At 67.2% G+C, this 18,976-nt stretch carries 17 protein-coding genes; 8 read left to right on the top strand and 9 right to left on the bottom strand.

Annotation, left to right across the window (positions count from 1 at the left end):
* The first annotated feature begins 200 nt into the window (after window positions 1-200).
* The 5 genes from AXYL_RS15870 to AXYL_RS15850 all read left to right on the top strand — a co-directional run bounded on the left by AXYL_RS15870 (window position 201) and on the right by AXYL_RS15850 (window position 4,768).
* Window positions 201-926: an RNA pseudouridine synthase gene (locus AXYL_RS15870; RefSeq protein ID WP_013393829.1), complete on the top strand. Its 726-nt coding sequence runs from the start codon at window positions 201-203 to the stop codon at window positions 924-926.
* Between the two features lie 209 nt (window positions 927-1,135).
* Window positions 1,136-2,077 carry a S66 peptidase family protein gene (locus AXYL_RS15865; RefSeq protein ID WP_041655624.1) on the top strand — a complete coding sequence of 314 codons (942 nt, stop codon included), beginning with the start codon at window positions 1,136-1,138 and terminating at the stop codon, window positions 2,075-2,077.
* Window positions 2,078-2,198: 121 nt separating this feature from the next.
* Window positions 2,199-2,543, top strand: coding sequence for a helix-turn-helix transcriptional regulator (locus AXYL_RS15860; protein WP_013393827.1), 345 nt, complete (start codon window positions 2,199-2,201; stop codon window positions 2,541-2,543).
* A gap of 9 nt (window positions 2,544-2,552) precedes the next feature.
* A complete protein-coding gene (locus AXYL_RS15855; RefSeq protein WP_013393826.1) occupies window positions 2,553-3,869 on the top strand; it encodes a type II toxin-antitoxin system HipA family toxin in 1,317 nt (438 codons plus the stop codon).
* Window positions 3,866-4,768: a LysR family transcriptional regulator gene (locus AXYL_RS15850; protein WP_013393825.1), complete on the top strand. Its 903-nt coding sequence runs from the start codon at window positions 3,866-3,868 to the stop codon at window positions 4,766-4,768. Before AXYL_RS15855 ends, AXYL_RS15850 begins: the two co-directional genes overlap by 4 nt.
* A 74-nt stretch (window positions 4,769-4,842) precedes the next feature.
* On the opposite strand, the gene AXYL_RS15845 is transcribed toward AXYL_RS15850, so the two are convergent.
* The 7 genes from AXYL_RS15845 to AXYL_RS15815 are packed head-to-tail and all read right to left on the bottom strand — an operon-like array spanning window position 4,843 to window position 11,454.
* A complete protein-coding gene (locus AXYL_RS15845) occupies window positions 4,843-5,712 on the bottom strand; it encodes an alpha/beta fold hydrolase (RefSeq protein WP_013393824.1) in 870 nt (289 codons plus the stop codon).
* The gene (locus AXYL_RS15840; RefSeq protein ID WP_013393823.1) at window positions 5,709-6,095 is read right to left on the bottom strand and encodes a hypothetical protein; all 387 of its coding nucleotides are present in this window, start codon (window positions 6,093-6,095) and stop codon (window positions 5,709-5,711) included. The genes AXYL_RS15845 and AXYL_RS15840 overlap by 4 nt, the downstream gene beginning before the upstream one ends.
* A 13-nt stretch (window positions 6,096-6,108) precedes the next feature.
* Window positions 6,109-6,924: an N-acyl homoserine lactonase family protein gene (locus AXYL_RS15835; RefSeq protein ID WP_013393822.1), complete on the bottom strand. Its 816-nt coding sequence runs from the start codon at window positions 6,922-6,924 to the stop codon at window positions 6,109-6,111.
* Window positions 6,921-8,138 carry an ABC transporter substrate-binding protein gene (locus tag AXYL_RS15830; protein WP_013393821.1) on the bottom strand — a complete coding sequence of 406 codons (1,218 nt, stop codon included), beginning with the start codon at window positions 8,136-8,138 and terminating at the stop codon, window positions 6,921-6,923. The genes AXYL_RS15835 and AXYL_RS15830 overlap by 4 nt, the downstream gene beginning before the upstream one ends.
* A gap of 20 nt (window positions 8,139-8,158) precedes the next feature.
* Window positions 8,159-9,601 carry an NAD-dependent succinate-semialdehyde dehydrogenase gene (locus AXYL_RS15825; protein WP_013393820.1) on the bottom strand — a complete coding sequence of 481 codons (1,443 nt, stop codon included), beginning with the start codon at window positions 9,599-9,601 and terminating at the stop codon, window positions 8,159-8,161.
* The gene (locus AXYL_RS15820; RefSeq protein ID WP_013393819.1) at window positions 9,602-10,579 is read right to left on the bottom strand and encodes a Bug family tripartite tricarboxylate transporter substrate binding protein; all 978 of its coding nucleotides are present in this window, start codon (window positions 10,577-10,579) and stop codon (window positions 9,602-9,604) included.
* Entirely contained in the window at window positions 10,576-11,454 is an 879-nt protein-coding gene (locus AXYL_RS15815; RefSeq protein ID WP_013393818.1) for an NAD(P)-dependent oxidoreductase, read from the bottom strand. Before AXYL_RS15815 ends, AXYL_RS15820 begins: the two co-directional genes overlap by 4 nt.
* 232 nt (window positions 11,455-11,686) lie before the next feature.
* Between AXYL_RS15815 and AXYL_RS15810 the strand changes: the two genes are divergently transcribed.
* From AXYL_RS15810 to AXYL_RS15800, 3 genes are read left to right on the top strand one after another with little or no spacing between them, the layout of a single operon-like run.
* On the top strand, window positions 11,687-13,042 hold the full coding sequence (locus AXYL_RS15810; RefSeq protein ID WP_013393817.1) for an MmgE/PrpD family protein: 1,356 nt from the start codon (window positions 11,687-11,689) through the stop codon (window positions 13,040-13,042).
* A 40-nt stretch (window positions 13,043-13,082) separates the two neighbouring features.
* Window positions 13,083-15,164 (top strand): acetate--CoA ligase family protein, encoded by a 2,082-nt coding sequence (locus AXYL_RS15805; RefSeq protein ID WP_013393816.1) that lies wholly within the window; start codon window positions 13,083-13,085, stop codon window positions 15,162-15,164.
* 35 nt (window positions 15,165-15,199) lie between these two features.
* Window positions 15,200-16,351 (top strand): acyl-CoA dehydrogenase family protein, encoded by a 1,152-nt coding sequence (locus tag AXYL_RS15800; protein WP_013393815.1) that lies wholly within the window; start codon window positions 15,200-15,202, stop codon window positions 16,349-16,351.
* A gap of 5 nt (window positions 16,352-16,356) precedes the next feature.
* On the opposite strand, the gene AXYL_RS15795 is transcribed toward AXYL_RS15800, so the two are convergent.
* Both AXYL_RS15795 and AXYL_RS15790 read right to left on the bottom strand, forming a co-directional pair.
* Window positions 16,357-17,226, bottom strand: a complete 870-nt coding sequence (locus tag AXYL_RS15795; RefSeq protein WP_049797932.1) for an SAM-dependent methyltransferase — start codon at window positions 17,224-17,226, stop codon at window positions 16,357-16,359.
* 71 nt (window positions 17,227-17,297) lie between these two features.
* Window positions 17,298-18,596 (bottom strand): APC family permease, encoded by a 1,299-nt coding sequence (locus tag AXYL_RS15790; protein WP_049797931.1) that lies wholly within the window; start codon window positions 18,594-18,596, stop codon window positions 17,298-17,300.
* Window positions 18,597-18,976: the final 380 nt, after the last annotated feature.

Below are 18,976 nucleotides of genomic sequence, written 5' to 3'. Positions count from 1 at the left end.
ATCAATCGGGCGCGCCGGGCAGCAGGCCAGGGAAGGGCGTAACATCTGCCTCACGTCGCGGGCCCATGGCCCGCTTTTCTGGCAACACCCCGGCAATACTTCATGACGATGCACCCTCTGGCGCCGCTCCAAGACGGCTTTCCTTTCTGGTCCGCTACCTGGACCGATTCCGCAGCCTCCTCCCACAAGGCGGTGACGCAATGAGCGCAAGCGTACGCCTGGCCAAGCGCCTGGCCGAGGAACTGTCGTGCTCGCGCGGCGACGCCGAACGATACATAGAAGGCGGATGGGCCGCGGTGGACGGCAAGCCGGTCGAGGAACCAGGCTTTCGCGTCGAGCCCGGCCAGTCCGTCGGCCTCCTGCCCGGCGCGCGCCTGGAAGATGTGCGGCCCGTGACCATCCTGCTGCACAAGCCCGCGGGCATTTACGCCAACGACGAGCCCGGCTCGGCGCGAGACCTGATCCTGCCCGAGAACCTGATGCCCGGCGACCGATCCGGGCAACGCTATCTGAAGCGCATGTTCAACGGCCTGAAGCTCGTCACGCCGCTGGAGCGCGCGGCCAGCGGCCTGGTTGTCTACACGCAGGAATATCCGGTGGCGCGCAAGCTGGTGGAGGAAGGGCGCTACGTCGAGCAGGAGTACGTGGCGCAGGTATCCGGCCAGCTCAGCGCTGCCGATCTGGCGCGCTTGCAGCGCGGGATGGCTTATGACGGCCGCGCCGCCACGCCCATGAAGGTCAGTTGGCAGAACGAGACCCACCTGCGCTTCGCCTTGAAGACGCCTGCGCCCGGATTCATCGAATACGTATGCGACGCGGCCGGATTGCGCCTGCAGGCCCTGCGGCGCATCCGCATCGGCCGTCTGCCCATGGCAGGGCTGGTTCCCGGACAGTGGCGCTACCGCCTGGAATACGAACGCTTCTGACGGCAGCAGGAATGACCATGGAACAAGCGCCGCAAGGCTGGCGACCGGAGCCTAGTCCCGGACGCAGGAGTTTTCTGATCAACGCAGGGGGGCTGTGCCTGTCCGCCGCCCTGGCCGGCTGCGCTGCGCCCAAGCCGCCGCGCCGTATGCCGCAATCGGCCAAGCCCGGATCGGCGGCGCCCCTGCTAGTCAACGGCAGCGTGGCGCCAGTGCCCGCGCTCAAGCCCGGCGCGCGCATCGCCATCGTGGCGCCGGCGTCCGCCGCGCTGAATGCCGCGGACGATGCCGCCGAATGGCTGCTGGCGCGCGGCTACGACCCGCAGGTCATGCCGGCGTCACGCTCGCGGCTGGACGCGCCCTATGACTATCTGGCCGGCGCGGACGCCGACAGGCTGGCCGATCTGCACGCCGCCTTCGCCTCGCCCGAGATCGGTGCCGTCTGGTGCCTGCAGGGCGGCTTCGGCTCCTGGCGCCTGCTGGACCAGCTGGATTTCGATCTGCTGCGCCGCCATCCCAAGCCGTTCATCGGTTACAGCGATATCACGGCATTGCACCTGGCCATGCAGCGACACGCAGGCTTCGTCACATTCCATGGGCCGATGCTGGCGCAGGACCTGCTGGCTGGCAAACGCGAGCCCACCGAATCGCATTTGCTGTCGATGATCACCGGCCAGTTGGGGCAGGGGGCATGGATTATGCCGCCCCCGTATGCGACCGCCACGGAACTGATATCGGGTACGGCGACCGGACGGCTGATCGGCGGCAACCTGGCGCTGATCGGCGCATTGATGGGCTCCGACAGCGAAATCGACACTCGAGGCGCCATCCTCTTCATCGAGGACGTCAATGAAGCCTTGCCCCGCATCGACCGGCTATTGAACCAACTGGCGGCCGCCGGCAAGTTCGACGAGCTCAAAGGCGTGCTGGTCGGCAACTTCACCCGGATCCTGGGCGTGTCGGGCGACGATGCCCAGGCCCAGGGGCTGCTGTACCCGCTGATACTGGACCAATTCCGCTCCCGCGGCATTCCCGTGCTGGCGGGATGGCCCAGCGGCCACGGCGATCCGAACCTGACCTTGCCGCTGGGCGCGCAGGTGACTTTGGACACGCGGCGCGGCGGGTTGCGCCTGGAGCAGGCGGTAGTCGTTTAGGCAAAATTTGCACTATTAATAAGTCATAAATTTAAGATATGACTCATTAATAGATCTTTAGCAGGTTTTGCCATGACTCATTAATAGTGCAATTCCTTCAATCAAGCACTATTATTGAGTCATGAAAAAGAAGATCGAACCCAGCTTCGATGGCGCCCAAGCGCTTGCCCGGATCGGCGCCAACATCCGCACCGCCAGATTGCGCCGCGCCGAAACCGAGTCCACGCTGGCCAGCCGCATGGGCGTGTCGCGCGCCACCATCACGCGCCTGGAGCGCGGCGACGGCGGCGTGTCCCTGGCGCTGGCCATCGAAGCCTTGCTGCAGTACGGCTACGCCGACCAGGTCTACGCCCTGGGCGACCCCGAACTCGACGGCGTGGGCAAGCGCCTGGACGCGGTGCGCCGGCCCAGCCGCGGCAGCGGCAAGGCGCCGAACGCGCACCGCGCCGATCCCACCCAGCTGTAGCGCCGGCCTATGGTGCAGACCCGAAAACACAAGTCGGTGGAAAGCGAGCTGTATGTCTACGTGGACATCCGCGGCGAGGCGGTGCTGGCTGGCCTGCTGACGCTGGACGACACGGACGAAAATCACTTCTACGCCGAATTCACCTATGTGCAGTCCTATGTGAACGACCCGCGCGCCTTTGCGCTGGATCCGCTGAATCTGCCGCTTGTGGACGCGCGCACCACGTTCCGCACCGAAAGCCGCTACGAAACGCTGGGCGCCATCTTCGACGCCGCCCCGGACGCCTGGGGCCGCAACGTCATGCGCGTAGACAACGCCGGCGCCCGCGTGACGGAAGACGAAGTCCTGCTCAAGGGCCGCGGCATGGGCGTGGGGGCGCTGTTCTTCAGCGCCCGCCCGCTCACGCCGAACATGCGCAAGACCTATCGCCTGCCGGAACTCGGCCAGCTGGAATCGCTCGCGGGCCTGCTTACGGACATCGACCAGGGCGTCAAACCCAAGGGCTTGTACCGCGACATCCTGGGCAGCTCCTGGGACATAGGCGGCGCGCGCCCCAAAACCATCGTGCGCGACGAGCATGGCGAAATGTGGATCGCCAAGTTTCCGCGCAAAGGCGACTCCTACGACCGCCAGCGCGTCGAGTACGCCAACCTGGAGATGGCCCGGGCCATCGGCCTGACCGTGCCCGAAATCCGGCTGGTCGAGACGCACCTGGGCGCGGTGCTGCTGACGCACCGCTTCGACCGCGAATTGCTGCCGGCCGGGAAGGGCGGAGATCCGGTGGTCTCCCGCCGGCATTTCCTCAGCGGCGCCTCGCTCATCAGCCCGTCGGCCCAGATCGGCAAGCGCGAACTGGACGGGCCGCGCGGCAAGGCCACCTATTCCTACGCCCGGCTGGCGGACGTGGTCCGCCGCGTGTCGTCCAACCCGGTGCAGGACTTGAAGGAGCTGTACGCGCGCATGATCCTGAACGTGGCCGTCCACAACACCGACGACCACCTGAAGAACGTCGGCTTCCTGAAGGACGCGGGCGCGCAGACCTACCGCCTGTCGCCCTTGTTCGACGTGGTGACGCAGGAAGGCTCCGCCAGGCACTATCTGCACATCGGCGCGGCCGGCCGGGAAAGTTCGTTCCAGAACTGCTTGAGCGAGTACCGGCGCTTCGGCCTGCGCTCGGAATCCGTCGCGCGCGCCATCCTCGATCATGTGCGCGAGGTGGTAGCCGCACGCCAGCGCTACTACGCCATGGCCGGCATGACGGCGGAAGAAATCGGGTACGTGGAAGCGTCCTTGATGGCGTGGCGCCACGGTATATTGCCGGTATGAAAAAGCTGGATATTCCCGCACTGGAGATCTTCGTCGCGGCCGTCGAAGAAAAGAGCCTGTCGAAAGCGGCCGAGCGCGAAAACCTGGTCACTTCCGCCGCCAGCAAGCGCGTGGCGGAACTGGAGCGCCACCTGGAGCGGACGCTGCTGCACCGCCACGGACGCGGGGTCGAGCCGACGCCGGCCGGCGCCTTGCTTTACCAGCGCGCCAAAGCCATCCTGCGCAGCGTGCAGCTGACGGAAAGCGCCATCAATGGCTATTCGACGGATGGTCAGGCGAAAATTCGCCTCGCTTCCAATCCATCGACCATCCTGCAGTTCCTGCCTGGCGTGATGGGCCGCTTCCTGGCCGACCGGCGCGATGTCAGCGTCGACCTGCTCGATGCCCACAGCTACGACATTCCGCGCATGGTGGCGGAAGCGTCGGTCGACATAGGCATCTATCACGCCGATCATCCGGTGCCGGGCGTGTCCTCGTTCCCGTTCCGCCGCGATCGCGTCGGACTGGTCGTCCCGGTGGGGCATCCCCTGGCCGGACGCGCCGAGCTGTTCCTCGAGGACGCGTTGGACTATGACCTGCTGGGCTACTTTCCGCGCCATTCTCTCGATCAGTTCCTGGCCTATGCGGGCCAGACGCTGACGCGCCCGCCCAACGTCAAGTTGCAGGTCTCCAATTTTGAAACCCGCTGCCGCATGATCCGCGAAGGCCTGGGCATAGGCATCGTGCCCGAAGGCATCGCCCGCAACTATCTGGCCTCGATGGGACTGGTGCTGCTGCGCCTGCGCGATGCCTGGGCCGAACGCCAGTTCTATGTCTGCGTGCGCGACGCGGCGCAGTTGGCGCGCCCCGTGGAAGAACTGCTGCGCGCCCTGACGGCGCCGGCGGCGGACGCAAGCTAGGCGCCGCAGCGTGCGCGGCTGACGGGCGACTGCCGGCCGCCCGCAGCTCGCCGCCCGCAGCTAGCCACCCGCAGCTATTTCCCCAAACGGGCCGTGGCGGCTTCCTGCAACACCGGCCGCAGATACGACAGGAACCGTTCCGGATCCTCGCTCATGGGGAAATGCCCCATGCCCTCCATGATCTGCCACTTCGAGCCCGCGATGCGGCCCGCCAGGAACTCGGTGTCCTGCGGCGTGCATGAGTAGTCATATTCGCCAGTCAGCAGCCACAGTGGGCAGCGCTGCGTGTCGATCTGAGCCACGCGTTCCCGGATGTCGCCGTCCGCGGTGTAGAAGTGCAGGTCGCCCTTGAACACGCCCGGTCCGCTTTGCATGTAGTGCCATAGCGTCTCCCAGCGGTGCTTGTCGGGACTGCCCGGGCCCACCAGGCCCGAAACGATGCCGGCGCAGACTTCTCCACCATGCACGTCGGGACGGTTCAGCCATTCCAGGTCGTAGTAGGGGTCCACGTGGGCGCCCGATTGCAGGCCGATGGCCCCGCCAAAACGTTGCGCATGTTCCAGCGCCAGATGCAGCACCATGCGGCCTCCGATGGAGCAGCCCATGACGATGGGGCGTTCCAGCGCCAGCGCGTCGGCCACGCCCAGGACCGCCTCGGCATAGTCCTTGGAGGTCAGGCGATAGGTCTCTTCGTGCCAGCCCTCGGGCGGCGAGGATTTGCCATGCCAGGGCAAATCAAAGGCGATGACGCGGAAATTCCGCAGTATCTCCGGATCGTTCATCAGCGCACGGTACTGGCGGGTATCGGCGCCCGCGGTATGCAGGCACAGCAGGGGCGCGCCGGCGCCGGCTTCTTCAACGTAGACGCGGTGCTCGCGCCCGCCCAATGCCAAACGCAGGTAGCGGCCGACGACAGGTTCGAATACGGCTTGTTGCGGGTTCACGAGGATGCTCCCGGGGTGCGCGGGCAGGCCAGCACCTCCTTGAAATACAGCAGGTTGGACATGAAGGGATAGAGATCGCCCTCGGCGCGCAGGCGGCGGAACTTGATCATGGCCATCAGGTCATGAAAGCCCGGCGCCGGCCTGGGCATCCAGTAGCGGGCCCAGTCCTCGGCTTGCGCCCGCAGCGCGAAATCCCAGCGCGGCATGACGAAGGGGCCACGCCGCACCTGTTCGATGCGGCCGCGCCCCACCGTGATCAGGTGTGCGGTATCACCGGATTCCAGCAGGAACACGGTGTTCAGGTGCCGGCCCCGCCACACCAGCCGTTCGCGCGCGTTCACGGCGCCAGCCAGGCGATGCAGAATGAAATCGTCGTCTTGCATATCGGGTTCCTTGTCAGGACGGCGGTAGATCCAGCCGGTAGATGCCATCTCCCGCGTCCGCGCGCGGATAGCGCCCGGCCACCAGGGGATCATGGCCCGGCACGATGTGCGCATCGGAATCCGCCAACGACCGGATGCGCGCATAGCCCTCCAGCATGTCGCCGACATGGAAGATGGCAGGGAAGGGGTTGTGGTCAGTGTAGTTGCGGTAATAGTGCAGCGCGTCGGACGCCAGCACGATCCAGCCGCGGGCGGTATGCACGCGCACCACTTGCAGGCCCGGCGTATGGCCGCCGATCCGGTAGAGTTCCACGCCCGGCGCCAGCTGGGCATCGCCGTCGTGGAAATGCACCCGTCCGGCATAGAGCCGGCGCACGACCGCCTGCACGTCGTCGGCCGAGAAAAAATGGCGCATCGCCTCGAAGCACATGTAGCGGCCCGTGGCGTAGCGCATTTCGGCATCCTGCAGATGGACCTGCGCCTGCGGATAGGCTTCGACGTTGCCCGCGTGGTCATAGTGCAGATGGGTCAGGACGATATCGCCTATGTCTTCCGGCGCCAGCCCCAGCCGCGCCAGCGCGGCTTCGGGCTGCAGGCTGAAAGCGCGGCCGCGGGCCCGCGCCGAGCAGGCGCTGAAACCGGTGTCGACCAGCACCGCGCGGCCGGCGCCGCGCACCAGCCAGCAATAGAAGTCCAGGGGCATCGGCCCATCGTGCACGTCGCCGCGCGACAGGAAGTTGTCCACGGCCCGCCGCTCCACGCTGGCATAGCGGATTGCATAGACCTCGTGGACGGGCGGGGCCTCGGGTGCCGGTTGCACCGCGCTCATTTCTTGACCAGCTTGCACTGGCTTTCGGCCAGCGGCATGAAGGCCTGGTCGCCTGGCACCGTCTTGACGATCTTGTAGTAATCCCAGGCCGCGGTGGACTCCTTTGGCGACTTCACTTCGACGACGTAGGTGTCGTGGATCAGTTTGCCGTCTTCGCGCAGGCGGGCATTGCGCGCAAAGGCGTCGCGTATCGGCATGCCGCGCAGCGTCCGCATGACCACGTCCACATTGTCCGACCCGGATTTCTCGACCGCGCGCAGGTAGTTCAGCACCGCCGAGTACTGGCCCGCTTGCAAGGCGGTAGGCATCTTGCCCGCGGCCTTGAAGAAGCGTTGCGAAAACGCGCGCGTCTCGTCGTCCATGTTCCAGTAGAAGGTCTCGGCGAAGGTCATGCCCTGCGCCGCCTCCAGCCCCACGCCATGCACGTCGGTAATGCTCATCAGCATGGCGACCAGTTTTTGCCGTTCGGACAGGCCGAACTCGCGCGCCTGCTTGATCTCGTTCTGCAGGTCCGCGCCGGCGCTGGCGAAGGCCACCGCGTCCGCCTTGCTGGATTGGGCAGCCAGCAAAAAGGACGCGAAGTCGGTGCCAGGGAAGGGGTAGCGGACTGTCCCCGCGACCGTGCCGCCGCCGTCCTTCACGAAGCGCATGCCATCGCTTTCCAGCGAATGCCCGAAAGCGTAGTCGGCCGTGACGAAGTACCACTTCTTCGCGCCGGCCTCGACCAGGGGCAGGGTGCCCACCTTGGCCAGCGCGTAGGTGTCATAGACCCACTGCACGTTGTTGGGCGAGCAGTCTTCGCCGGTGATGCGGGTGGCGCCCGCGCCCGTCACCATGGTCATCCGCCCCTTTTCGCGGGCGATGTTCATGACGGCCAGGGCCACGGCGCTATTGCCCAGTTCGGTGACCACGTCGACCTGCTCGCGGTCCATCCATTCGCGGGCGCGGCCCGCGGCCACGTCGGTCTTGTTGAGGTGGTCGGCGGAGAGCATCTCCACCGGCTTGCCCAGGACCTTGCCGCCGAAGTCCTCGATGGCGAGCTTGGTGGCGAGTACCGATCCGGGCCCGACGTTGCCGGAGTAGGCGCCGGACATGTCCGTCAACACCCCGATGCGCACGACGCCGTCCGATATGCCGTCCGCCGATGGCGCCTGTGCCTGCGCCAGTCCGGTGCCGGCGGCGAGCGCCAGCAGGACGGTGATTTTCTTGTTCATGGTTTGTCTCCTGGTTTGGCCTATATCTGGCTTACGTACTTGATCTGCATGAATTCCTGCAGGCCCTCTATGCCGCCTTCCTTGCCCAGGCCGCTGTCCTTGAAGCCACCGAAAGGCGTCTCCGGCAAGGACGCCTGGCAGTGGTTGACGCAGACGACGCCGCTTTCGATGCGCTCGGTCGCGGTCCGCGCGATGCCGGCGTCACGCGTGAAGACATAGGCGGCCAGGCCGAACGGCAGGCGGTTGGCCAGCGCCAGGCCTTCGTCCAGGTCCCTGAATGGACTGACCAGCGCCAAGGGGCCGAAAGGTTCAGTATTGGCGGCGAGACTGTCGGTCGCCACGTCGCGCAGCACGGTCGGCGACCAGAACCAGCCCGGCAGATCGGGCCGCGTGCCGCCGGCCGCCAGTTGCGCGCCATGCGCCAGCGCGTCGGCCACCATGGACTCCATCGCCGCCAGGCGCCTGGGGTTGGCCAGCGGTCCCATCTGCACGCCCGCGTCCAGGCCATTGCCGACCCGCCATCCGCGAGCGCGTTCCGCCAAGCGCGCCACAAAGCGTTCATATGCGCCTTGCTGCACATACATGCGTGTAGGCGAAGTGCAGATCTGGCCGGAGTTGCGCAGCTTGGCCGCCAGCACGGTATCGGCGGCAGCCTCGGCGTCGGCGTCATCGAACACCAGCACCGGAGCGTGGCCGCCCAGTTCCAGCGTGGCGCGCTTCAGGCCAGCGGCCGCCATCACGGCCAGCTCGCGCCCGATGGAGGTGGACCCGGTGAACGTCACCATGCGGATCAGCGGCGACTCGATCAGCCGGCGCGAGATTTCGCCCGGGTCGCCGAACAGCATGTTGAGCGTGCCGGCGGGCAGTCCGGCGTCGGCTAGCGCGCGGCCGATTTCCAGCGCGATCGCGGGAGTCTCTTCGGAAGGCTTGATGACGACGGAGCAGCCGGCGCCGAGCGCGCCCGCGATCTTGCGCGAAGGCGTGATGGCCGGCGCGTTCCAGCCGGAGAAAGCCGCCACCGGTCCCACCGGTTCCGGAATCGCCATCTGGCGGATGCCGGCGACGCGTCCCGGGATCAAGCGGCCATAAGTGCGGCGCGCTTCCTCGGCCGCCCATTCGAACATTTCGGCGGCCGTGGCCACTTCCTTTTCGGATTCCGCCAGCGGCTTGCCCAGCTCGCGGGTGATCAGCCAGGCCAGGCGCGGCGTGCGCTCGCGCATCAGCGCCGCCGCGCGCCGCAGGATTGCGGCCCGTTCCAGCGCGGGCGTGTCGCGCCAGCGCGGAAAGCTGCGATGCGCCGAGTCCAGCGCCGCGTCGATATCTTCCGATGTAGCGACCGGCAGGCGGCCCAGCGCCGCCTGCGTGGCGGGATCCACCACGTCCAGCGTGCGGCGGTTTCCCGCCGGCAGGGCATGGCCGCCGATCAACAGCTTCAGTTCGGGGTATTGCAGTGAGTTATCCATTTATTCCGCCTTGGCGATGTTGCCGTCCCGGATCACTTGCGCCCAGCGTTCGGTCTGGGACTGGATGTGCCGCGCGAAGTCATCCGCGCTGCCCGTCATCGGAAACTGGCCCAGTTTCAGCAGCGCCTCGCGCGATTCCGGCGTGCCCATAACCTTGTTGACCGCCGTGTTCAGGCGCAGCGTCACGTCGGGCGGCAAGCCCGCCGGCGCCAGCACGCCGTTCCAGGGTTCGGCGGTGAAACCCGGGATCCCCGCGGCTTGCGCCACGGTCGGGATGCCGGGCGCGACGGCCGAGGGTTCCGCGCTGGCGATCGCCAAGGCGCGCATCTTGCCGGCCTGCACCTGGGGCATGGCCGCGATCGCGCTGAGGAACGCCATGTCGACCCGGCCCGCGACCAGGTCGGCAATGGCGGCCGAATCGCCCTTGTAGGGCACATGCGTGATGTCCAGTTTCGCAGCGCTCTTGAACCATTCCCCCGCCAGATGGTTGACCGCGCCGCTGCCGGCCGACGCGAAGGTCAAGCTGCCCGGCTTCTGGCGCGCCCCGGCGATCAGTTCCTGCACGGTGTTGAAGGGAGAGCTGGAGGGCACCACCAGCAGGTAGGGATAGCTGGCCACCAGCGCCACGGGTTGGAAGTCCTTCAGCACCTGGTAGTCGACCTTCTGCTTGTAGACGGGCTCGATGGACAGTGTGCCGCTGCTGCCCAGCATCAGCGTGTAGCCGTCGGCGGCGGCGCGCTTGACCGATTGCACGGCGACCACGCCGTTGGCCCCTGCGCGGTTCTCGACCACGACGGTCTGGCCCAATTCGGCCTCGAGCTTGCGCGCAAGGTATCGGCCCACCGCGTCGGTGGGGCCGCCCGCGGTGAAGCCGATGACCAGCGTGACCGGCTTGGAGGGATAGTCGGCCGCGGCCGCGTTGCAACTGATGATGGCGGCGAGCGCGGGCAGCGCGCACCTGGCTAAGAGTGATTTCATATCAGCTTGACCATCACCGGGTAGTACTCCTTGACGAAGCCGGCTGCGCGGGTGCGCTCCAGCAGGTCATGCGTCAGCTTGGCGGAGCGGGCGTCCACCTCTCCCTGCCGAGCCAGTTCCAGCGCCAGCAGGATGTCCTTGATCGCGTACTCGGTCGGAAAGGTCTTTTCGGGGTAAGTCTCGGCGGCCAGCGCCTTCAGGCCGGGATTGCGCAGCACGAAGCTGTCGGCCGACCCCTTGCTCAGCGCGTTCAGCAGCAGCGCGCCGTCGACGCCGGCGCTGCGGCCTATGGTGATGGCCTCTGCCAAGGCATGCACCGTCATGAATACCACCATGTTGTTCATGATCTTGACCACTTGGCCGTTGCCCACGCCGCCGCAAAGCAGCACGTCGGTGCCCATGCACGACAGATAGGGCAGCACGGTCTCGTAGTCTTCGGGCGTGGCGCCCACGGTGATCATCAGGGTACCCAGCCTGGCGGCCTCGCGCATGCGGGCGACCGGCGCGTCGATCAGCAGGATGCCGTGGCCGCGCAAGGTCTCGGCCAGCTTGCGCGTGCGGGTGACGTCGCTGGTGCTCATATCCACCACGATGCGCACGCGTCCGGCCGCCTCCACCAGGCCCCCCGGACCGGTGCACACCTGTTCCACCTGCACGATGCTGGGCAGGGACAGGAACACGATTTCCGCGCTTTGCGCCACCTCGATGATGGAGGCGCAGGCACGGCCTCCGAGCGCGCCGATCCGCGCCACCGGATCGGGGCTGATATCGGTCACATATACCGGATGGCCGGACTTGCGGACCAGGTTGGCGCACATGGGTTCGCCCATGACGCCCAGCCCGATGAAGCCCAGCGGGGTCTTGCTGTCGCTCATTACTTCCTCCTTTGTGTTGCGGGTTTTTTAGTTGTTGCATGCAGCTTACGGAGCGCGCCGGGCTGCCGGTATGAAAAATTGGCAAAGCAACCTTCTCCATTTCCGTCCCCCCGGGATCAAGAACGCTCGTTTTCCTTTTTATCAACGCTGGCCGGCCGGGGACGCATAGAGTGATCGGCAGAGATGAATATGAGCGAGGCGCCGCCGCGCCGCGACGACAACGGAGACACGCATGTTGCTGGACACGATTGCGGCCTATGGCGCGCACGACACCCGGGCCCGCTTGCCCGACGAAGTCATCCACCACGCCAAGCGCGCCTTCCTGGACTGGCTGTCGGCCCTGTATCCGGGCACCCGCGGCCAACCCTGCCTGCAGTTGCTGGGCGCCCATGGCGCGGAACTCGGTGCGGGCAAATCCAGTCTGCCGGGCTGCGCCACCACGGCCTTTCCGGCCACCGCGGCCTGGATCAACGGCAGCGTGTCCCATGCCGTCGAGTTCGACGACATTTACCGCGACGCGATCTACCACCCCGGCTGTCCGACCATCGCCGCGGCGCTGGCGCTGGCGGAAGACGCCGATGCCAGCGGCCAGCAACTGCTCAACGCCATCGTGGTGGGCTACGAGATCTCGACCCGTATCGGCGCGGCGGTACAGCCGGCGCATTACCGCTACTTCCATACGACTGGCACCGTGGGCTGCTTCGGCGGCGCGGCGGCTGCGGCCGCCTTGTGCGCGCCGGGCGACGCCCAGGTCATGCTGCATGCGCTGGCCACGGCGGGTACGCTGGCCAGCGGCCTGCAGCAGGCTTTCCGCTCGGACGCCATGAGCAAGGCGCTGCACGCGGGGCATGCGGCGGCCGTCGGCGTGCGCGCGGGGCAGGGCGCCGCCCACGGCATCACCGGCGTACCGGACATCCTGGAGGGCGAGGTCGGCTTCGGCGCTGCGCTGGCGCAAGACCCCGACTGGAACCTGGCGATCGACGGCCTGGGCCAGCGCTACAACATCCTGCGCATCACCCAGAAGAACCACGGCTGCTGCGGCCATACTTTTGCCGCGATTGACGGCGCCCTGGCGCTGCGGGCCCGCGGCGTGCGCGCGGACGACATCGCATCCTTGCGCGTGGACGCCTACCGGACGGCCCTGGACGTCACCGGCAACTTCGCCCCCGCCACGGCCTTCGAGGCCAAGTTCAGCCTGCCTTATGTGGTGGCGCATGCCCTGGTCCACGGCTCGGTGCGCCTGGACGCTTTCGAGCCAGAACGTTTGCGGGATCCGCAAGTGCGCCAGCTGATGCAAAAGCTGGAACTGCGCGCCGATGCCGCGCTGACCGCCGGCTTTCCGCGCATGCGCGCCGCCCGCGTCTCCATCACCACCGCCAGCGGCCAGACGCTGGAACACCATGCTCCCTACCGCAAGGGCGATCCCGAAGCGCCGCTCTCCGACGCCGAACTGAATGACAAGTTCGAAGAACTTGCCGGTCCGGTGCTGGGCCGCGAGCGCGCCCTGGCGCTGCGCGACGCCGTCTGGCGCCTGGACGGCATGCCGGTCCGCGCGCTGCGGCTGGCCGCCGACATGCCCCGGCCCTGACGCATTTCCCCTCCGTCCATCCATGACACCAGCCTCATCCATGTCAGACATCTCTTTTGCAGAAGCGCTCCTGTCGCCTCGTGCCATCGCCCTGGTCGGCGCTTCCGGCGACGCGCGCAAGAATACCGCCCGGCCGCTGCGCTTCATGCGCAAGCACGGCTATGCCGGCGCGGTCTATCCCATCAACGCGGGGCGCCCGGAAATCCTGGGCGAAAAAGCCTATCCCTCGCTGGCCGGCCTGCCAGGGCCGGTCGACCATGTGTTCGTCATGATCCCCGGCAGCGAAGTCGCGGCCATGCTGGCGCAATGCGCCCAGGCCGGCGCCCGGGTCGTGACCATCTATTCCGACGGGTTCGGCGAGACCGGCGCCGAAGGCCAGGCGCGCCAGGCGGCGCTGGTGGCGCAGGCCCGGGCGCTGGGCTTGCGCCTGCTGGGACCCAACAGCATCGGGTCCGCCAACCTGCATACCGGCGGCATCCTGTCGGTCAACGCCGCGTTCGAGGCGGATACCCTGCTGGCGGGCGACCTCAGCCTGGTGTCGCAAAGCGGCTCGATGATGGGATCGCTGCTGTCGCGCGCGGCAGCGCGCGGCTTCGGCTTTGCCAAGTCCGTCTCCGTCGGCAACGAGAGCGACATCACGGTCGGTGAAGTGGTCGATGCGCTGGTGGACGATCCGCAGACCAAGGCCATCCTGCTGTTCCTGGAGACTTTGCGCGACGCCGCCACCCTGGCCCGGGCGCTGAGTCGGGCGCGAGCCGCGGGCAAGCCCGTGATCGCCTACAAACTGGGGCGCTCCGAACAGGGCGATGCGCTGGCGCAGTCGCACACCGGCGCCATGGCGGGCAATGACGTCGCGGTGGATGCGTTCCTCAAAGCCTACGGCGTCATGCGGGTGCGCAACCTGGAGACGCTGTTCGAGCTGGCGCCGCTGGCGTCGCGCCATTCCCGCGCAGGCAGTTCGCTGCGCGCCCCGGACCAGCCCGCGCGGGTCGCGGTGATCACGACCACAGGCGGCGGCGCGGCGACGGTGGTCGACAATCTGGGGCTACACGGCATGGTGGCGGTGGCGCCGCCCGCCGACTTCGTGCAACGCATGGGCGAGCAAGGCCTGCGCATCCGCGAAACACCCGTCATAGACCTGACCCTGGCGGCCAGCAGCGCCCAGTACAAAATGCTGCTGGAACATTTGCTGCGCGCCGGCTGGTGCGATGCGGTGCTGAGCGTGGTCGGCTCGTCCGCGCAGTTTCATCCCGGGCTGGCGGTCCAGCCGCTGCTGGAAGCTGACAAACCCGCGGATAAGCCCCTGGCGGTATTCCTGGCCCCGGAGGCGCCCGAATCGCTGGCGCTGCTGCGCGCTGGCGGCATCGCGGCCTTCCGCACGCCGGAAGCGTGCGCGGACGCGCTTGCGGTGTACTTCGCCGCGGGCGGCAGGCCGCCGGCGGCTGGCGCGGCGATGGCCTGGCCGGCCGGATTGCCCCGCTCAGGCATGCTGAGCGAGCACGAGGCCGGCGCCTTGTTTCGCGAACTGGGCGTGCCGGTGGCGCAGGGTCAGCTTGTGGATCCGGCCACGCTGCAGCATGCCGTGCCGTATCCCGTGGTCGCCAAGATCTGCTCGCGCGACCTGGCGCACAAGACGGAGCTGGGCGCCGTGCGCGTCGGCATCGCCGATGGCGACACCCTGCGCGGCGCCGTGCAGGAAATGCTGGAAAACGTCCGGCGCCAGGCCCCGGACGCGCGGATCGACGGCATCCTCGTGCAGCCCATGGAAGCGCGCCTGATCGAAATGATCCTGGGCTATCGCCATGATCCCCTGGTCGGCCCGACCGTGCTGCTGGGCGCGGGCGGCGTTGCCGCTGAACTGTCGCCCGACTACGCCGTGCGCCTGGCGCCGGTGGACCAGGAAGAGGCCCGCAGGATGATCCTCGAAGTCCGCCAGACCCGGCTGATACGCGGCTTTCGCGGCTTGCCCCAGGGCGATTGCGAGGCGCTGGCGCGCGCCATTGCCGCGTTTTCCCGTCTGGCTTGCGCCACCGGCGTGCAGATCGAAGAAGCCGAAATCAACCCCTTGTTCGTCCGCGCCGATGGCGTGGTCGCGGTCGACGGCCTGGCCCGCCTGGCCTGAAGCCCGTTCAGATTACCCCTTACCAGGAACCCAAGATGGATTTCAACCTGACTCCGGAACAACTGGATTTTCAAGGCGCCGTGCGGCGTTTCGCGCAAGGCGAACTGCGCGCGGGCGCGGTCGAGCGCGCCCATTCCGACGACTACCCCTGGGACGTCGCCCGCAAGATGGCCAGCCAGGGCCTGCTGGGCATCACCATCGCCGAGGCAGACGGCGGCGTCGGCGGCTCGCTGATGGATGCCGTGATCGCCATCGAAACGGTCGCCTCGGTGTGTCCGCGCAGCGCCGACGTGGTGCAGGCGGGCAACTTCGGCGCGATCCGCGTGCTGGCCGAGTACGGCAGCAGCCTGCAGAAGCAAAAGTACCTGAGCGCGCTGCTCGCGGGCGAAGGACTGATCTCGGTGGGCATGACGGAGCCGGATGCCGGCTCGGCGGTGACCGAACTCAAGACCAGCGCCACGCGCGCCGATGGCGGCTGGCGCATCAACGGCACCAAGATCTTCACCACCCACGGTCCGCACGCCAGCGTGATTCTGACCTATGTGCGCTTCGGCCCGGGCACCGGCGGCATCGGCTCGGTGCTGATCGACACCAAGGCGCAAGGCGTCAAGCTGGGCAAGCGCTCCGCCTTCATGTCCGGCGAGGAATGGGTGGAAATCTTCTTCGACAACGTGTTTGTCGCCGACGACATGGTGGTGCTGGGAGAGGGCGGTTTCAAGAAGCAGATCGCCGGTTTCAATGTGGAGCGCATCGGCAACACGGCGCGCTCGCTGGCATTGGGCCGCTATGCCTACGAAGAAGCGCGCAACTGGGCCATGCAGCGCAAGCAGTTCGGCCGCCTGCTGTGCGAATTCCAGGGCTTGCAGTGGAAGTTCGCCGACATGCGCATCAAGCTGGACGCGGCCCAGCTGCTGCTGTACCGCGCCGCCAGCGCGGCCGACACCGGCTTTCCTTCGGCCACGGAAACCGCCATCGCCAAGGCCTACTGCAACCAGGTCGGCTTTGACGTCGCCAACGACGCGCTGCAGGTCCTGGGCGGGCTGGGCTACAGCCGCGAATCGCTGGTCGAGTACTGCGTGCGGCGCTGCCGCGGCTGGATGATCGCGGGCGGCTCGATCGAGATCCTGAAAAACCGCATCGCCGAAGGTATCTTCGAACGCAGCTTCCCGCAACGGCCGCCGCGCTAGGCCCGCTACACCCGCTTGGCCGACCAGTTTCCCCGACCAGCGGCGCTGCCGCTCATCTGCTTGCCGTTGACCGTTCCGGTATAGCGCACGCCGTTGGCGACAAACGAGATCTCGCTGCCGTTCAGGCGCGCCTCCGAGATCGGCGCGCTGCCCAGCTTGCCGGACAAGCGCTGGTAGCGCTGCTCCAGCTGCAAGGGCTGACCGTCCACTTCCCAGTTGCCCGCCACCTTGGCGGGCACGATCCACAGCAACGCCGTGCAGTAGGTACTGCAATCCTGCCGGATCGTTTCCTCGGCGTCCGGCTCCCAATCGCCCATGCGGAAGGAGTTCGACACGATCCGCGTGCCGGGCGCCAGTTCAAGCAGCCTGGGCCGCAGCTTTTCGTTGATGGTCGACAGGAGGAACATGGTGATGACGTCCGCCCGCGACAGATCGGTGGCGAACAGGTCCGCCGTTACGAAGGTGGCGCGGTCGGCGACGCCGGCGCGCTCCGCGTTGCGGCGCGACAGCTCGACCAGGTCCGGGTTGTATTCGATGCCTTGAGCCGTAAGGCCGCGCTGCGCGGCGGTAATGACGGTGCGGCCGTCGCCCGAGCCCAGGTCCATCAGCCGGTCCTTGGGCGTGACTTTCGCCATGTCCAGCATGGTATCGACCAGGGCCTGTGGGGTGGGTACCCAGATGACGTCCTTGCCGTCCTGGCCGACGTCGGGAACATACTCTTTCTGTTCGGCGGACTGCGCCGCCGCGGACGCGCTGTGCGCGGCTGGCGGCACGCAGGCCAAGGCCAGAGCCATCGCCGAGGCGAGCAGGGCGCCGCGCAGCCGCGGCGGGTTTGCCCGGGCCACGGGCCTGAAGGACGAGATCGCGATTTGCATGATGTGGGCTCCTTGCAGGTAAGGCATGCGGATGGACGAACCTTGCTTGGCGGCCGTCCCGGGAAACAAGGCTAGGCCTGCGGCTGCGCCGGCTCCAGCAGGCGCAGCAAGGGCAGGCCCGCGGCCAGCACTGCCAGCCCGATCAAGGCGCCGGCGCCGGCATACATGGCGCTGGAGTACACCAGGCCGGCGCAGGTCAGCGCCAGCAGCAGCGGGGGCAGGGGATAGAGCGGCACGCGGAACGGGCGCGGACGGTCGGGGTCGATGCGGCGCAGCCGCCATACCGAGGCCGCGACCAGCAGCATGAAGATCCAGAACACCGGCGCGGTGTAGGCGACCAGGGTCTGCACGCTGTTCTGGCTGAAAGCGCCCAGCGCGATCAGCGCCAGCGTGATCGCCCCCTGGACCAGCAGCGCGGATGTGGGCGTCTGGCCCTGCGCGCTCCAGGCCGCCAGCGCGCGCAGGCGCGGCACGTCGCGGCCCAGCGCGCAATACACGCGCGCGCCGGTGATGATGGTGCCGTTGATGGTGCTGAGTGCGGTGGCGCAGATCGTCAGGCTGAGCAAGGCCGCCGCGTACGGACCAGCGGCCAGTTGCATCACGTCGGCGCCCAGGGCCGGCGTGTCGCGCAAGCCTTGCAGGCCGAAGATCTCCAGCAGCGCCAGATTGGTCAACACGTACGCCCCGGTCACGAGCAGCGTGCCGATCAGCAGTACGCGGCTCATGTTGCGGCCGGGATCGCGCAACTCGCCGCTCAGATAGGCGGCCTCGTTCCAGCCGCCATAGGTCAACAGCACGAACACCATGCCCATGCCCAGCAGGCCCGCGGCATTGCCCGTCAGCGGCGCCAGTTCGGCATTGGCGCGCGGCGCGCTGTCTCCCGCCGCCGTCAGGCTGGCGACCAGCACCGCAGCCAAAGCCGCCACCGTCAGCGCGGTGAACAGCCATTGCAGGCGTTTCGAGTAGCGCGTGCCCGCCACGTTCAAGGCGGTCAACGCCACCACCGATATTGCCGCGTGCAGCGCCGGGCCATAGGTGCCCAGTGGCGCGAGACGTTGCGCGTAGTCGCCATAGATATAGGCCACGACCGCGATGGCGCCGGTCTGGATGACGGAGCAACGCGCCCAGGCGAACATAAGTCCCACACGGCGCCCCCAAGCGCGCGTCAGGTACAGGTACTCGCCGCCCGCGCCGGGATAGGCCGATCCCAGCTCCGCGTAGCAAACCGCGCCGACCAGCATCACCAGGCCGCCCGCGCACCAGAGCCCGATATAGGCCGCCTCGGAACCGGCGTGCTGTGCCACCAGGGGCGGAAAACCGAATATGCCGATTCCGATCACCACGCCCACCAGCACCATGGTGGCATCCATTACCGACAAGCCGGCAGGCGCGCGCGGCTGGAGCAGCAGGGCCGGATTCGCGGACGAGCGCAGGGTGGGCTGTGTCATCGGAGGCTCTCGGTGGGGCGCGGCGGGCGCGGGAGACGACGGCGTTTCGGGGACGGGGCCTGACAATCACCTGAACAAATTGCGACCGGCAGCGGTGCGTAAAAGTTTCTCCGGGTTTTCCCAGGGAGTGCGTCGATTACGCTAATTCAGCTTGCATTCAGATATTAGGTTTCACCTAATAAATAACTCTTAACTCATTGTTTTTGTTATATTTTCAATGCTATTGAAAGTGCTTTATTTAAAGTAATTTCTTAAGTTTGTGACGATCTCGATATGCCGCGCTTACCGCGCTATGCTGATTG

Origin of the sequence: Achromobacter xylosoxidans A8, assembly GCF_000165835.1 — a bacterium.
Lineage (GTDB): Bacteria > Pseudomonadota > Gammaproteobacteria > Burkholderiales > Burkholderiaceae_B > Achromobacter > Achromobacter xylosoxidans_B.
Note: the sequence above shows the minus strand (reverse complement) of the source record. Positions and strands in the feature narration are given on the sequence as shown.

What these genes read in the sequence shown, in the direction of transcription:
- AXYL_RS15870 (WP_013393829.1), top strand. Translation starts at nt 201, where the DNA reads ATGAGCGCAAGCGTACGCCTGGCCAAGCGCCTGGCCGAGGAACTGTCG.
- AXYL_RS15860 (WP_013393827.1), top strand. Translation starts at nt 2,199, where the DNA reads ATGAAAAAGAAGATCGAACCCAGCTTCGATGGCGCCCAAGCGCTTGCC.
- AXYL_RS15855 (WP_013393826.1), top strand. Translation starts at nt 2,553, where the DNA reads ATGGTGCAGACCCGAAAACACAAGTCGGTGGAAAGCGAGCTGTATGTC.
- AXYL_RS15850 (WP_013393825.1), top strand. Translation starts at nt 3,866, where the DNA reads ATGAAAAAGCTGGATATTCCCGCACTGGAGATCTTCGTCGCGGCCGTC.
- AXYL_RS15840 (WP_013393823.1), bottom strand. Translation starts at nt 6,095, where the DNA reads ATGCAAGACGACGATTTCATTCTGCATCGCCTGGCTGGCGCCGTGAAC.
- AXYL_RS15835 (WP_013393822.1), bottom strand. Translation starts at nt 6,924, where the DNA reads ATGAGCGCGGTGCAACCGGCACCCGAGGCCCCGCCCGTCCACGAGGTC.
- AXYL_RS15830 (WP_013393821.1), bottom strand. Translation starts at nt 8,138, where the DNA reads ATGAACAAGAAAATCACCGTCCTGCTGGCGCTCGCCGCCGGCACCGGA.
- AXYL_RS15825 (WP_013393820.1), bottom strand. Translation starts at nt 9,601, where the DNA reads ATGGATAACTCACTGCAATACCCCGAACTGAAGCTGTTGATCGGCGGC.
- AXYL_RS15820 (WP_013393819.1), bottom strand. Translation starts at nt 10,579, where the DNA reads ATGAAATCACTCTTAGCCAGGTGCGCGCTGCCCGCGCTCGCCGCCATC.
- AXYL_RS15815 (WP_013393818.1), bottom strand. Translation starts at nt 11,454, where the DNA reads ATGAGCGACAGCAAGACCCCGCTGGGCTTCATCGGGCTGGGCGTCATG.
- AXYL_RS15810 (WP_013393817.1), top strand. Translation starts at nt 11,687, where the DNA reads ATGTTGCTGGACACGATTGCGGCCTATGGCGCGCACGACACCCGGGCC.
- AXYL_RS15805 (WP_013393816.1), top strand. Translation starts at nt 13,083, where the DNA reads ATGTCAGACATCTCTTTTGCAGAAGCGCTCCTGTCGCCTCGTGCCATC.
- AXYL_RS15800 (WP_013393815.1), top strand. Translation starts at nt 15,200, where the DNA reads ATGGATTTCAACCTGACTCCGGAACAACTGGATTTTCAAGGCGCCGTG.
- AXYL_RS15795 (WP_049797932.1), bottom strand. Translation starts at nt 17,226, where the DNA reads ATGCAAATCGCGATCTCGTCCTTCAGGCCCGTGGCCCGGGCAAACCCG.
- AXYL_RS15790 (WP_049797931.1), bottom strand. Translation starts at nt 18,596, where the DNA reads ATGGATGCCACCATGGTGCTGGTGGGCGTGGTGATCGGAATCGGCATA.